The sequence below is a fragment of the Rhodococcus sp. I2R genome, from assembly GCF_020889545.1.
Lineage (GTDB): Bacteria > Actinomycetota > Actinomycetes > Mycobacteriales > Mycobacteriaceae > Rhodococcoides.
In genome coordinates, this window is sequence record NZ_JAHUTG010000012.1 from 25,466 (window position 1) to 38,640 (window position 13,175).

The window sequence follows — 13,175 nt, forward strand, 5'->3', positions numbered from 1 at the left end:
TCATGTCCACCACGCGCACCGTTCGCAGCGAGCTGGCCGACGGACGTGAGATCCTGTTCTTCTCGTTGGCGGGCAACACCGCTCGTCCGGTTCCGGATGTTCGTCCGCTGCCAGCGCGCGCCGATACCGCGCCGTCGGAGATTCGGCGCGACCGCCAGACCGGCGACTGGGTCGCGATCGCTGCGGTGCGACAGGAGCGGACATACAAGCCGCCGGCCGATCAGTGTCCGCTGTGTCCGTCGCCGAACGGTGATCGCAGTGAGGTGCCTGCAGCCGAGTACGACGTCGTGGTGTTCGAGAACCGATTTCCCAGCCTGTCGGGCGCTGGCGACGACGCACCGGCGCCCATCGACGATGCTGTGTCGGCCCCGGGAGTCGGCCGGTGCGAGGTTATCTGCTTCTCGAGCGAGCACACGACGTCCTTCGCCGAGCTCGGCCACGCTCACGCGCGGCTGGTCATGGACGCTTGGCGTGAGCGGACCGCGGCGCTGTTCGCGTTGACCGGCGTCGAGCAGGTCTTTTGTTTCGAGAACCGCGGCGCGGAGATCGGGGTGACGCTCCCGCACCCGCACGGTCAGATCTACGGATATCCGTACCTGACACCGCGGACGGTGTCGATGCTGCGACAAGCGCGGGAGTTCGCGCAAATGTACGGCCGAAACCTGTTTGCGGACATACTTTGCGGAGAAATCGATGACGGCCGTCGTATACTCGTTTCCGACGAACATGTAACGGCCTTCGTACCGTTCGCCGCGCGGTGGCCTGTCGAGGTACACATCTACCCGAATCGTCACGTACACAACCTGAGTGAGCTGACCGACGCCGAACTGGACGCTCTGACGTCGGTGTATCTCGATGTGCTCGGCCGTTTCGATCGACTGTATCCCACTCCGCTGCCGTATATTTCGGCGCTGCACCAGTATCGAACCGAGGGCATTCAGGCGCACGGCTACTTCCACATCGAGTTGATGTCGATCCGGCGGTCGGAGACGAAACTGAAGTATCTCGCTGCATCCGAATCCGCGATGGACGCGTTCGTCACCGACGTGACGCCGGAGCAGGCCGCAGACAGGCTCAGAAGCGCGGCGTCGTGAGTGCTTTCGCTGCGCGAGCACCGGGCCGCATCAACCTCATCGGCGAGCACACGGACTACAACCTGGGTTTCGCGTTGCCCATCGCGCTGGAGCGGTGCACTACCGTTCGGTTCGAGCCCGACGGGTCCGATTCTGTGACCGTGTCGAGTGACCGAGAGAACGGCGCGGTGTCCTTTTCCACCGATATACGCCCTGGTGATCTCGATGGCTGGTCGGCGTACCCGGCAGGGGCTCTGTGGGCGCTCGCCGATGCGGGGCATCCGGTGGTGGGCGGCGTGATGTCGGTGACGAGCGATGTGCCCGTCGGCGCAGGGTTGTCGTCCTCGGCTGCCCTCGAGTGCGCAGCACTGCTGGCAATGAACGCCGCTACCGGAACCGAATTGGATCGCAGCGAGACCGCACGGATTGCGCAGCACGGTGAGAACGACTTCGTCGGAGTCCCGACCGGGCTGATGGATCAACTGGCCTCGATGTACGGCGAAGCCGATCGGGCGCTGCTCGTCGACTTCGAGTCCACCTCGGTTCAGCTTGTCCCCTTCGACCTTGCGGCGCACGGACTCACACTTCTGGTGGTCGATTCCCATGCAGTGCATCAGCACACCACGGGGGAGTACGCCTCACGTCGTGCAGCCTGCACTCGGGCGGCGCGGATGTTGGGGGTGGGCTCACTGCGCGACGTGCAAGGCCGCGAGGTTCTCGACGAGATCGAGGGGGTCGTCGATCGTCGCCGGGTCCGGCACGTTCTGTCCGAGAATCAGCGGGTACTCGACTGCGCAGAGGGGTTGGCGGCCTCGGACTTCCCGCGTGTCGGGCAGCTGATGATTCGATCGCACGAGTCCATGCGCAAGGACTTCGAGATCACCACACCCCACATCGACCTCATCGCGGCCTCTGCGGTCCGGCATGGTGCTCTCGGCGCGCGCATGACCGGCGGAGGCTTCGGCGGCTGCGTCATCGCCATTGTTCCGGCATCCGAGATCGACGCCATCACCGACTCGATCACCGGTGATACCACTGCAGGCGGATTTCCCTCGCCCACGATCTTCACCGCGCGCGCCGGCAGAGGCGCCTCCCGCATGTGAGCGGAAATCCATAGTGGTGCACGTATTTCCACTCACATGCGCGGAGCGCATCACATGGCGTCGACCAGCTGGCGGTAGGCCTCGGCAAGGAGGTCGGATGCGAGATCCTCGCTGTGATCGGTCGTCTCCGGCTGAGCGTCGCCGCTCATCAGTTGTGTATTGAGGGTGTAGGCGAGATCGTCGAACAATTCGTCGTCGATTCCGAAGTCGACTTCCGCATCGTCGGTCAGGAGCGCGCCCAGGTCGATTCGCCACGTCCACACCTCGTGCGAGGAGTAGCTGCCGCGCGTCGCGGAGACGACATCGGTCGAAATGTCGAGCTGCTGGGCGGTGTACCCACCGGGGATCGCGGTATTGACGGTCATCTCGAGTTCGATCGTGTCGTCCGCCTCGTTGCTGTACTCGGTGACGAACAGCGTCTCGAGGTTGCCGCAGGTCACTGTGAGCAGGCGTCGCTCGTGATCGGATCCCGACGGTGTCAGCGCCTCGACGGTCCAGCGGTGGCGCTGTGTATTCGCGGGGTCGGAGATCGTCGAGTTGATGTAGTCCGCGACGATGTTGCGCACGTCCGGGTAAGCGATGTGTTCGGTCAGCGTCCAGAAACGCAGTCGCTCGGCCGGTGACGAGCCGGACAGCAGTGTCGTGCGCTGTGCACGGTCGGCTGGAAAGGTGAAAACGGGGTTCGATGCCATGGCAGTCGATTCAACTACATCCGTTTCGAAAGGTTCCCATTCGACTCGATCGACGGCACACTGACTGACCATGGACTCGGAGAACGCCAGACTCGTCGCCTCCCAACTCGGGCGCGCTCTCGCCGTATGGGGTGGGGGCAGCGTCGTCGCCGGTGCGATCGCTGCCGCCACCAGCAGCCGCCCGATGGTTCGCGCATTCGGGATGCAGACCGCGGAATGGGGTGCCATCGATCTCGCGATCGCCGGGGTGGCATCCCGCCTTCGCACGCCGACCTCGTCCAAGCTGCGGAAAATACTGCTGGTGAACGTGGGCCTCGACGTGGGCTACATACTGGGGGGTGCGTACCTGGTAGCCCGCCGGCCCCGGTTCGCTGGCCGCATCACCGCCGACGTGGCCCGCGCGAACGGGGTAGCCGTGGTGATACAGGGGGCCGCGCTGTTGGTGCTGGACACCACGCACGTCCGCAAGCTCTGACTGCTGTGTCCGAGCGTCGGCGCCGTCAACCCCAGTTCTCCGCGTTCGTCAGGCAGAACGGGTGTCCAGCCGGGTCGAGAAGGACACGCCACGATTCGCCCGGTTGATCGTCGGGGAGCGAGGCGCCGAGTTCGACTGCGGCGGTTGCGGCAGCGTCGAGATCGGCAACAGCGAGATCGAAGTGGAATTGCTTGCTGCCGTTCGCATTCGGCCAGGTCGGCGCAATATAGTCTTCGACGCGTCCGAAGCCGAGCGCGCTGCTCGGCCCCTGGAGCATCGCGTAGTCCTTCTCCGCGTGGACGATGCTCCAGCCCAGGAGCGATGACCAGAACGACGCACTCGCCTCGGGATCTGCGCAGTCCAGGGTGACCATCTTCAGCGTTGCGACCGGTGTAGCGCTCACAGTTGGTCTCCTTCGTAGCCGTTGCTTGTCGGTCCATCCTCCTAAACTTCGATGCGTGCCGGATAGGAAAAACGCGACAGGCTCGACGGCGACCACTGCCGGTGTTCTTCGTCCCGACCAGTTGGCGAAATGTGTCGACCTCGTTCGGCTACCGTGCGCACCGTCGCTCGCGCCTTGGGTGGAGAACTACTGGCTGTTGCACTGGGAGCTACCAGCGGAAACGTTCTACCGCAGCTCGACGCTTCCGCATCCCGCATGCACTCTCAGCGTCGAGCGGGGATGGGTGCGTGATGGTGTCGATGCGCTCGGCGGTCCCGTTGTCGTGACCGGTCTGCTCACTCGCCGGTTCGACGTGACGCTCGCCGAGACAGGCTGGGTCTTCGGTATGAAGTTTCGTCCCGGTGGTTTCACCAGCCTGACTGGGATCAACGCTCGATCTCTGCGCGACGTACCGGTTGCACCGCCGTCGGCGATCTCGTCGGAAACCGTCGACGCCTTGGGCGCACTCGGACCGAATCTGACTGCAGATGCCTGCCGGGAGCTGGCCGATTCGGCTCTGGACGTCCTCCACCGTGCCCCTGACCCCGAATACGACCAAGTCCTCGAGGTCATCTCGATGATGCTGAGCGACCGGACGTTGACTCGCGTCGGGCAGGTCGAGGAACGGTGCGGAATCGGTTCTCGGCGGCTACAGAGACTGTTCGCCAGGTACATCGGCGTCGGGCCCAAGTGGGTTCTCGCTCGATACCGCATCCACGATGTCGTCAGCGATCTCGACGCCGGCTACACCGGTTCCCTTGCCGACCTCGCCGCGCGGTACGGCTGGTTCGACCAAGCGCATTTCACGCGCGAATTCACCGAACTCGTCGGGGTATCGCCGCGTGCGTATCAGAGTTGAACACGGCCGCGCCGATACTCGCTCGGCGCGGCCTGTGTCTCGGGTTCTTACTTACTTCTTGGACACTCGCACGAGCTTCTTGTTGACGAACTCGTCCATTCCCCACGGCCCGAGTTCGCGGCCGACGCCGGAGCGCTTGATACCGCCGAACGGGAGTCCAGGGAGGGTGGTTCCGTGCTCGTTGACGAAGGCCATGCCGACATCGAGCTGCTCTGCGACTGCGCGGGCGCCATCGAGGTCGGCGCTCCACACCGAGCCGCTCAGCCCGAATGGAGACTCGTTGGCCAGGGTGATCGCCGCGTCGGCGTCGGCGACCTTGTAGATGACACCGGCCGGCCCGAAGAGCTCCTCACCGTAGGCGCGCATGTCCGGTGTGACATCGGCGAGCAACGTCGGCTCGACGAAGGCTCCCGGTCCGTCGATCTTCTTGCCGCCGGTGAGCAGTGTCGCGCCCTTGGCGACGGCGTCGTCGATCTGCTCGATCAGGTTGTCGGCGGCGGTCTGCGAGGACAGGGGCCCGAGCGTGGTGCTCTCGTCGAGCGGATCACCGGTCGCGGTGGCCGCGAACGACTCGGTGAGCTTGGCGACGAACTCGTCGTAGTACGGCTCGGTGACGAGGATGCGCTTGGCGGCATTGCACGCCTGACCGGCGTTCGACAATCTTGCGCGCGTGGCCGCGGCAACGGTGGCGTCCATGTCGTCGCTGTCCAGGACTATGAACACGTCGGAGCCGCCGAGCTCGAGCACGACCTTCTTGAGGTTGCGGCCCGCGGTCTCGCCGACGGACGTTCCGGCCCGCTCACTACCGGTGAGCGAAACACCTTGCACGCGAGGGTCGGCGATCATGTCCGCGATCTGCTCGTTGGTGGCGAAGATGTTGATGTAGGCATCGGCGGGTAGGCCTGCCTGGTGGAAGATCTCCTCCATGAGCAGAGCGGACTGCGGGCAGTTGGGCGCGTGCTTGAGCAGCACGGTGTTGCCCAGCATCAGGTTCGGGCCCGCGAATCGGGCGACCTGGTAATACGGGAAGTTCCAGGGCATGATGCCGACGAGGGCGCCCACCGGCTTGCGTTGCAGCACAGACTCTTCCGCGCCGGGGACGTCGAGCTGCTCTTCTTCGAGGAACTTCGGTCCGTTGTCGGCGTAGTACCGGTAGATAGCCGAGGACAGTTCGACCTCGCCTTTCGACTCGGTCAATGGCTTACCCATTTCGAGCGAAATGCTGCGCGCCAGTTCGTCGGACCGTTCGTCGTAGATGTCGGCGACCTTGCGGAGGGTGTCCGCGCGATGCTGCGGCGACGTGGCGCGCCATGTCTGGTAGCCGGCGTGCGCCGAAGCGAGGGCACGCTCGACGCCCGGTCCATCGAGGGTTTCGAATTCCTTGACGGTTGTGCCGTCGGCGGGATTGACAGTTTTGTAGGTTGTCATACCTAGTGCAACGGGCTGGGGGCGGGGGCTTGTTCCTGCTGAGTCGAATTGAGGCTTCCTCGCTGGTCGCAGCGGTGTCCGTGAATCACAACGTTGGCATTCGTTTTGTCAAGCTTCGACACGCGTGATTTGTTGCGCAGGCCGTTGAATTGCGCCACACTCACCACGTCAGTCACATACGTCACAGCAGTCACACGTGAAGGGTCAGGTCGTGTATGCGCGCTCGTAGTCGACAGATCGTGGTAGGCACCGTCCTCACCTTGGTTGCAAGCGGGCTGTCCGTCCTCTCGGCGCCCGTGGCGTCTGCAGAACCGTGCGGCGGTATCGGCAGTCCGGGCTCGTCGCCGCTGTTCGGATCGTCCGGCAGCTCCGGCGGCGACCCAGGCCGGGACCCGCTTGGCCCCCAGGGCCCGCTGCCCACGATCTCCGGCAACTCGACATCGGTTGCCTGGGTGACGGGCCCGCGCAGCCAAAACGACACCTACGACCGCTTCGGTATCTCAGGTACCGATCTCGGTATCAGTTGGGACAATGGCTCCGGCCAGACGCTGATGGCGTTCGGCGACACGTTCGGAAACTGCTCGATTCCGGGTACACAGTGGCGCAGCAACGCTCTCATGCGCTCCGACGACACCAATTTGTCCGACGGTATCTCGATCGAACCGGGCATTCCCGGTGATGTGACCTCAGGTGCGGTAGTCCAACCCGAGAATCCGCAGTTCGCCAGCGAGATCATTTCGAGTCTCGGTATCGCCGGTGTCGAGGACACCGTCATTCCGACAGCCGCAATCGCGATCGACGGCGTCCAATACTTGAACTACATGTCGGTGCGCGAGTGGGGTTCGCCCGGCCGGTGGGTCACCAATTTCTCGGCGATCGCCACTTCCGTCGACAACGGCCAGAACTGGGTAACGGCAACGGAAACGGTGCGGGTCAACGCCGGGATCACCATTCCCACACTCCCTCAGGTCGAGGAGAGCAACGGCAAGTATCAGATGAACGCCTACGTCGAGGGTGAGGACGGCTACATCTATCAATTCGGAACACCCAACGGGCGTTTCGGCGCAGCCTTCCTTGCCCGAGTGCTGCCTGAGGACATTCTCGATCTGAACGCGTACGAATACTCGACGCAGGATCAGGAGGAACCGTGGTCGACGGAAGTCGGTGACTCCGTCTCGGTGGTTCCCGAACCGGTGAGCGAGATGTCCGTCGCGTGGAACGACTACCTGGGACGCTATGTGATGATGTACGGCAACGAAGTTCAGCGCACCATCGTCGCCCGGACCGCCGAGAACCCGGAGGGGCCGTGGGGTCCGCCGCGGACGGTGCTCAGCCCGCTGGAGACGGCGGGCGGCATTTACGCGCCCTACATTCATCCCCTCACCAGTGGGAACAAGCTGTACTTCACGGCATCGCGGTGGGTCGACTACAACGTGATGTTGCTCGAGACCAACTTGGATCTGCTGAGCTAGAGAACGGTGAGGCGTTTTACTGCCCGGGGATGCCCTCGTAGGCGATGTCGCCGGATTCGAGGTTCTCATCCGTCAGCTCGACGAGCCCGTCGAGGAATGCCTGACGGTCGGTCACCACGTGCTCGATGGCCACATCGACGTTCTCGGCCGTGACGGCGGGCATGACGTAGACGGGTTCGGTGTCGACGTCCTCACCCTTTGCGATGCGGTTGGCGACGGCGAGACCGGCGGACAGTTCCACTGTTCCGTTCTGCAGCGATGTGCCGATGAAATCGCCGCTCTTGACGGCGTTGAGCCCGTCCTCGATACCGTCGATGCCGACGATCGGGACATCGGTTCGTCCGGCTTCCTTCAGCGCCTGCAGCGCTCCGAGTCCCATGTCGTCGTTCTGTGCGACGACTCCGTCGATCTGGTCGCCGAAGCTCGAGAGCCAGTTCTTGGTCTTGTTGACCGCCTCGGTGCGCTTCCAGTTGGCGGTGTCCTTGGCGAGGACGTTGATCTCCGGGTAGTTCGCGAGAACCTGGTCGATACCGGCGCCGCGGTTGATTTCTCCGGAGCCACCGAGCGGGCCCTGGAGGATGACGATGTTACCGCGGCCACCGAGGGCGTCGGCCATCATTTGCATTTCTTGCGCGCCGGCGGCGACGTCGTCGGGCTGGACGTTGCCGGAGATCTGGTCGGACTCGAGCGCGGCGTTGACGGCGATCACCGGAATGCCCTGGTCCGTTGCCGCCTGTACCTGCGGGGCCAGCGAATCTGCCTGTGCCGGTACCACGATGATGGCATCGACGCCCTGATTGATCAGCGAGTCGACTTGGCTGGCCTGGGTGGAGACATCGTTGTTGGCCGAGTTCCACAGCAACTCGATGTCATTGGCGGCGGCATAGGTGTCCATACCCTCCTTTCCCGCGGTGATGAACGAGCTCATGTCGTACACCGTGACGCCGATGCGGGTCTTGCCGTCCTGTGCGCTGGTATCGCCGGCTCCGCAGGCGGTGACGCCGACTGCGAGCAGACCGGTGGCTGCAATGGTCAGCATCTTGGAAGCAAACTTCATTGTCATCTCCAGATCGAGGGGTGTGGTTCTTTCAGGGAAGGGGCTGTGTCACGTTCTTCTTTTGGACGACCAGACGTCGACCGAGACGGCCGCAACGATGAGCACGCCCTTGATGACGTCCTGCCAGTAGGCGGGAACGATGAGAAGGTCGAGACCGTTGTTGAGCGTCTGAATCATCAGCAGGCCGAGCGCGGTACCCCAGATGGTTCCGCGTCCACCCATGAGGCTGGCGCCGCCGATGACCACTGCCGCGATCGCATCGAGTTCGTAGCCCTGGCCCAGGTTGGGAGGGCCGGAAATGACCCGCGATGCGAGCATGACGCCGGACAAACCGGCGAGCAGACCGGAGAGCGCGTATACGCTGAAAAGGATGTTCTTGGCATTGATTCCGGCGATCTCGGCCGCGGTACGGTTGCCGCCGACAGCGTAGACGCGCATGCCATAGGCGGTCCGCTTCATCACCACCGCCAGCACGATGATGCCGATGATCATCACCAGAACGGGGATCTGCAGGCCGAGAATCTTGGTGTTGGCGATCTGGCCGAACTCCGCGGGGAGTCCATTGATGGGTGCGCCTCCACCGATAACATATGCGAAACCCGAACCGGCTGTGAGCATACCGAGTGTCGCGATGAACGGTGGCACATTGATGCGAGAGACGAGAAATCCGTTGATGCATCCCGCGATGAGGCCGACTGCCATCGCCACGAGCACCGTCAGGTACACCTGGCCGGGATTGGCTTTGGCGACCGCAGCCGAAGCCATGGCCGAGACCGCGATGACGCTGCCGACGGACAGGTCGATGCCTCCCGTCAGAATGACGAGTGTTTGGCCGAGCGCGATGAGCGCGAACGGTGCGGCGGCGACCAGGATGGTCTGCAGGTTGTCGACGGTTCCGAATCGCGCACTGCGGTAGGAGAAGTACGCGATGACGAGCAGCATGACGATGACCATGGAATAGCGCATGGCCATGGCTCCCGCCCAAGCGCTGGAGAATCGGCGCGCCGGTCCTCCCGTTGTGGCCGAACTGGATTGCTCAGAGTCCTTTTCGGCAACGGGTGTACTCACTGGTATGCCTCCTCGAGTGACGACGGCGTCGTGGCCGGGTCGGTTGTGCGTGTGTCCAGGGCGGTGGCCAGACGGAACACCGAATCCTGCACCTCTGGATGGTCGAGCGCGTCCCGGTCGAGCTCACCTACGAACCTGCCCTCGCGCATGACGAACGCGCGATGCGAGAGACCGACAATTTCAGGCATGTCCGACGACGCCATGACGACGGCCATTCCGCGTTCGGCGAATTCGGTTATGATGCGGTAGATCTCGGACCGTGCGCCGACATCGACACCGCGAGTCGGTTCGTCGAGCAGAAGCACGTTGACCGTACCGGTGAGCCATCGCGCCAGCACCACCTTCTGCTGATTTCCACCGGACAGAGTGCCGACGCTCTGGCTCAGGCCGCGACTACGCAACCGGACCGAGTCCATCGCGCTCGATACTGCCTCCGAGCGTGCCTTGTTGCGCAGCCATCCCGCGACGTCGAACGAGGACAACCGGGGTAGTGATCCGTTGTCGAGCACACTCATCGACAGCACGACGCCGTTGACCTTGCGATCCTCCGGCACCATGGCCATGCCCGCGGTGATCGCCGCGGCGGGTTTGCCTTTCGGCACGCTCTTCCCAGCGACCTCGACCGAACCGGAGCTGACGGCGCGCATCCCGAACAGTGCTTCCAGCAATTCGGTGCGTCCGGCGCCGACGAGTCCGGCGAGTCCGACGATCTCACCACGTCGTACCGTGAGGTTCACCGGCCCCGACGCGCCCACTACCTGGAGGTTCTCGACTTCCAGAACCACTTCGTCGGTAGCGGAACCGACACTGGGGAAGAGATTTTCGAGTTCGCGTCCGATCATTGCGGTGACGATCTCGTCATCGGTGATGTCGCCGAGCATTTCGTCGGTGATGAGCTTGCCGTCTCGGAGAACGACGACGCGGTCGGCGATCGCCCTGATCTCGGCCATCTTGTGCGTCGTGTAAACCATGGCCACTCCGCGATCACGCAGCTGCTGCATCACCTTGTAGAGGCCTTCGACCTCCCGTTCCGAGATGGCGGAGGTCGGCTCGTCGAGCATGACGACCTGGGCGCCTGTCCGGGCGGCCTTGACGATCTCGATGATCTGGCGCAACCCGACGGGTAGTGAACCCATCCGCGCGGTCGGCGAGATGGTCACGTCGAAGACGCCCAGTGTTTCGGCGGCTTCCTTGATCATGGCCCGGCGGTCGAGGAAGATCCCCCTGCGCATCTCGCGGCCGACGAACATGTTCTCGTAGACGGTCATGTCGTCGATCGACGCGAGTTCTTGAGGCACGATCACCACGCCGCGGCGCACCGCGTCGCGTGGATCGCCGGAGGACAAGGTGTGTTCGCCGATCGTCACCGTGCCCGTGTCTGCGCGCAACTGGCCAGTGGCGATCTTCATCAGGGTCGATTTGCCTGCGCCGTTCTCACCGGCGAGCGCGGTCACCGTGCCCGGCTCGAGGTCGAGCGAAATGCCCTTCAGGACGGGTACGCCGCCGAAACTCTTGGTCACCTCACGGCAGGCGAGCAGTGCGGTCACGGTGCACCTCCGACGGTGCTGGCAGCTTCGGTACTCACCATGCCGTGTAGCCCCCGTCCGCGACCAGTACTGATCCGGTGATGAAGCTGGCGGCGTCACTGGCCAGGAACACCACGCTCGGCGCGATCTCCTCCGGCAGGGCGTAACGCTGCATCGGCGCGTCGTCGATCCAGTACCTCTTCAGGTCGGGGCGGTCGACCGGTGCCATCTCCGTCTTGCAGTACCCGGGGGCCACGGCATTGACGCGAATTCCCAGCGGACCCCATTCGGCAGCAAGTGATTTCGTGAGGTGATGCACCGCTGCCTTCGACGCGTTGTAGGCAGGTTGCATCTGCGGACGGTTGACGATGATTCCGGACATCGATCCGATGTTGACGATCGATCCGCTGCCCCGTTCGCGCATATGCGCGCCGATGGCGATCGTGCACTCCCATAGTGCTTTGACGTTCAGGTCGAAGACATTGTCCCATTCAGTCTCGGTGACATCCCAGGAGTCGTTGTGGTAGCAGGTCCCCGCGTTGTTGACGAGGATATCGACGTGTCCGAGTGCATCGATGGCTTCTGCGGTCATCCTCTCGATATCGGGGCGGCGGGTGATGTCGGCGGTGATCGAGGTGAATTCGTATCCGGCGGTGGCGGCTTCGGCCAGGACCTTCTCGTTGCGTTCGGCGCTGCGTCCGGCGATGGCGACGCGGGCGCCGGCGGCGGCCAGCCCGAAGGCGAAGGCGCGTCCGAGTCCTTGGTTCCCTCCGGTGACGATGGCGGTACGTCCGGTCAGATCGAATGGATTGTTGTTCATGCAGGCACCACTATCGACTTGAGGCTGGCTGGGTCGTTGTCGCTGTCGAGAGCATCGGCGACGTGTTCGAGGTCGTAGCGTCCGGTGACGAGACGGTCGAGGTCGACCAGACCGGAGGCGACGAGATGTATTGCCGCCGGCCATGTGTCGGTGTAGCGGAAGATGCCGGTCACCGTGATCTCGAGGTTTTGGATGTGGCTGACCGGGAGCGGGTAATTGTCGGCGCCCATTCCGACGAGTACCACTCGACCGGCGGGGCCTACGGCGCGGATGCCGCTCTGTACGGCCGGAACTGCGCCGCTGGCGTCGACGAACACATCGACCTGTGGGTCGAGGGCTGCGACGTCCTGGTTCATCGGGTCGATCACCTCGGTCGCGCCGAACTCCTTGGCTCGTTCACGGCGGGATTCGACCGGGTCCGACACGACGATGCGTGCGGCCCCGAAGGCTCGGGCGGCCTGTGCGGTGATGATGCCGATGGGACCGGCGCCGGCGATGAGAATCGAAGACCCGGGAACGATGCCGGCCTTGCGCATCGTCGCCACCGCTACGGACAGCGGCTCGAGCAGGGCGGCTGCCTCGTCGGATACCGAATCCGGTACGGGATGCGCAAAGTCGGCGTCGATGGTGACGTACCGGCAGAACGCTCCGTCGACGGGCGGCGTCGCGTAGAACTTCATCTGCGGACACAGGTTGTAGCGGCCAGCCATGCATTGCGCGCAGCGACGGCAGGGGTGCTGGGGTTCGACGGCGACGCGTTGACCGATGCGGCCCGCGTCGACACTCTCGCCGACTGCAGCGATGCGGCCGGACAGTTCGTGACCGAGGATCATCGGGTCATCGACGACGAAGTCGCCGATGCGGCCCTCGCGGTAGTAGTGCACGTCCGATCCGCAGACGCCGACGGCGGCGACCTCGATGAGTACTTCCTCGCGAGCGGGCTTCGGGACGGGGCGGTCTTCGATCGAGAGCGTGCGTACCCCGGTCATCACGCTCGCGCGCATCGACGACGCAGGTGGGGATATGTCGGTCGTCGTGATGTTCTTTCCAACGCGCTCCAGGGTGGCGTCGTCGAGCATGCTCATATGATCTACCTCACTGCTCATGTGAATGGTGAAGAGGATCATGCATCGTTGTTTGCTCATATGTCAACGGCCTTG

General features: G+C 63.9%; 13 protein-coding genes. 5 read left to right on the forward strand and 8 right to left on the reverse strand.

What is annotated here, in order from left to right:
• Nucleotides 1–2: 2 nt before the first annotated feature.
• Both galT and KVY23_RS14225 read left to right on the forward strand, forming a co-directional pair.
• Entirely contained in the window at nucleotides 3–1,094 is a 1,092-nt protein-coding gene (galT, locus tag KVY23_RS14220; protein ID WP_230557136.1) for a galactose-1-phosphate uridylyltransferase, read from the forward strand.
• Complete coding sequence (locus tag KVY23_RS14225) at nucleotides 1,091–2,176, forward strand: galactokinase (RefSeq protein ID WP_230557137.1); 1,086 nt, start codon at nucleotides 1,091–1,093, stop codon at nucleotides 2,174–2,176. The genes galT and KVY23_RS14225 overlap by 4 nt, the downstream gene beginning before the upstream one ends.
• A gap of 50 nt (nucleotides 2,177–2,226) precedes the next feature.
• Here the strand turns inward: KVY23_RS14225 and KVY23_RS14230 are convergent, their stop codons facing one another.
• The gene (locus tag KVY23_RS14230; protein WP_230557138.1) at nucleotides 2,227–2,868 is read right to left on the reverse strand and encodes a hypothetical protein; all 642 of its coding nucleotides are present in this window, start codon (nucleotides 2,866–2,868) and stop codon (nucleotides 2,227–2,229) included.
• 70 nt (nucleotides 2,869–2,938) lie between these two features.
• Between KVY23_RS14230 and KVY23_RS14235 the strand changes: the two genes are divergently transcribed.
• Nucleotides 2,939–3,343 (forward strand): hypothetical protein, encoded by a 405-nt coding sequence (locus KVY23_RS14235; protein WP_230557139.1) that lies wholly within the window; start codon nucleotides 2,939–2,941, stop codon nucleotides 3,341–3,343.
• 25 nt (nucleotides 3,344–3,368) lie between these two features.
• On the opposite strand, the gene KVY23_RS14240 is transcribed toward KVY23_RS14235, so the two are convergent.
• Complete coding sequence (locus KVY23_RS14240; RefSeq protein ID WP_230557140.1) at nucleotides 3,369–3,746, reverse strand: VOC family protein; 378 nt, start codon at nucleotides 3,744–3,746, stop codon at nucleotides 3,369–3,371.
• A 55-nt stretch (nucleotides 3,747–3,801) separates the two neighbouring features.
• Between KVY23_RS14240 and KVY23_RS14245 the strand changes: the two genes are divergently transcribed.
• Nucleotides 3,802–4,644, forward strand: coding sequence for a helix-turn-helix transcriptional regulator (locus tag KVY23_RS14245; RefSeq protein ID WP_230557141.1), 843 nt, complete (start codon nucleotides 3,802–3,804; stop codon nucleotides 4,642–4,644).
• 51 nt (nucleotides 4,645–4,695) lie between these two features.
• Here KVY23_RS14245 and KVY23_RS14250 read toward each other — a convergent pair whose 3' ends face one another.
• Complete coding sequence (locus KVY23_RS14250; RefSeq protein ID WP_230557142.1) at nucleotides 4,696–6,072, reverse strand: NAD-dependent succinate-semialdehyde dehydrogenase; 1,377 nt, start codon at nucleotides 6,070–6,072, stop codon at nucleotides 4,696–4,698.
• Between the two features lie 215 nt (nucleotides 6,073–6,287).
• On the opposite strand from KVY23_RS14250, the gene KVY23_RS14255 reads away from it, so the two are divergent.
• Complete coding sequence (locus KVY23_RS14255; RefSeq protein WP_230557143.1) at nucleotides 6,288–7,544, forward strand: DUF4185 domain-containing protein; 1,257 nt, start codon at nucleotides 6,288–6,290, stop codon at nucleotides 7,542–7,544.
• Nucleotides 7,545–7,560: 16 nt separating this feature from the next.
• On the opposite strand, the gene KVY23_RS14260 is transcribed toward KVY23_RS14255, so the two are convergent.
• The 5 genes from KVY23_RS14260 to KVY23_RS14280 are packed head-to-tail and all read right to left on the reverse strand — an operon-like array spanning nucleotide 7,561 to nucleotide 13,004.
• Nucleotides 7,561–8,601, reverse strand: coding sequence for a substrate-binding domain-containing protein (locus tag KVY23_RS14260; RefSeq protein WP_230557144.1), 1,041 nt, complete (start codon nucleotides 8,599–8,601; stop codon nucleotides 7,561–7,563).
• Nucleotides 8,602–8,649: 48 nt separating this feature from the next.
• Complete coding sequence (locus KVY23_RS14265; protein WP_075837918.1) at nucleotides 8,650–9,669, reverse strand: ABC transporter permease; 1,020 nt, start codon at nucleotides 9,667–9,669, stop codon at nucleotides 8,650–8,652.
• The gene (locus KVY23_RS14270) at nucleotides 9,666–11,216 is read right to left on the reverse strand and encodes a sugar ABC transporter ATP-binding protein (RefSeq protein WP_230557145.1); all 1,551 of its coding nucleotides are present in this window, start codon (nucleotides 11,214–11,216) and stop codon (nucleotides 9,666–9,668) included. Before KVY23_RS14270 ends, KVY23_RS14265 begins: the two co-directional genes overlap by 4 nt.
• A gap of 34 nt (nucleotides 11,217–11,250) precedes the next feature.
• Entirely contained in the window at nucleotides 11,251–12,015 is a 765-nt protein-coding gene (locus KVY23_RS14275) for an SDR family NAD(P)-dependent oxidoreductase (RefSeq protein ID WP_230557146.1), read from the reverse strand.
• Nucleotides 12,012–13,004, reverse strand: a complete 993-nt coding sequence (locus KVY23_RS14280; RefSeq protein ID WP_187346694.1) for an NAD(P)-dependent alcohol dehydrogenase — start codon at nucleotides 13,002–13,004, stop codon at nucleotides 12,012–12,014. Before KVY23_RS14280 ends, KVY23_RS14275 begins: the two co-directional genes overlap by 4 nt.
• Nucleotides 13,005–13,175 lie beyond the last annotated feature (171 nt).

What these genes read in the sequence shown, in the direction of transcription:
- galT (WP_230557136.1), top strand. Translation starts at nt 3, where the DNA reads ATGTCCACCACGCGCACCGTTCGCAGCGAGCTGGCCGACGGACGTGAG.
- KVY23_RS14230 (WP_230557138.1), bottom strand. Translation starts at nt 2,868, where the DNA reads ATGGCATCGAACCCCGTTTTCACCTTTCCAGCCGACCGTGCACAGCGC.
- KVY23_RS14235 (WP_230557139.1), top strand. Translation starts at nt 2,939, where the DNA reads ATGGACTCGGAGAACGCCAGACTCGTCGCCTCCCAACTCGGGCGCGCT.
- KVY23_RS14250 (WP_230557142.1), bottom strand. Translation starts at nt 6,072, where the DNA reads ATGACAACCTACAAAACTGTCAATCCCGCCGACGGCACAACCGTCAAG.
- KVY23_RS14255 (WP_230557143.1), top strand. Translation starts at nt 6,288, where the DNA reads ATGCGCGCTCGTAGTCGACAGATCGTGGTAGGCACCGTCCTCACCTTG.
- KVY23_RS14260 (WP_230557144.1), bottom strand. Translation starts at nt 8,601, where the DNA reads ATGAAGTTTGCTTCCAAGATGCTGACCATTGCAGCCACCGGTCTGCTC.
- KVY23_RS14275 (WP_230557146.1), bottom strand. Translation starts at nt 12,015, where the DNA reads ATGAACAACAATCCATTCGATCTGACCGGACGTACCGCCATCGTCACC.
- KVY23_RS14280 (WP_187346694.1), bottom strand. Translation starts at nt 13,004, where the DNA reads ATGACCGGGGTACGCACGCTCTCGATCGAAGACCGCCCCGTCCCGAAG.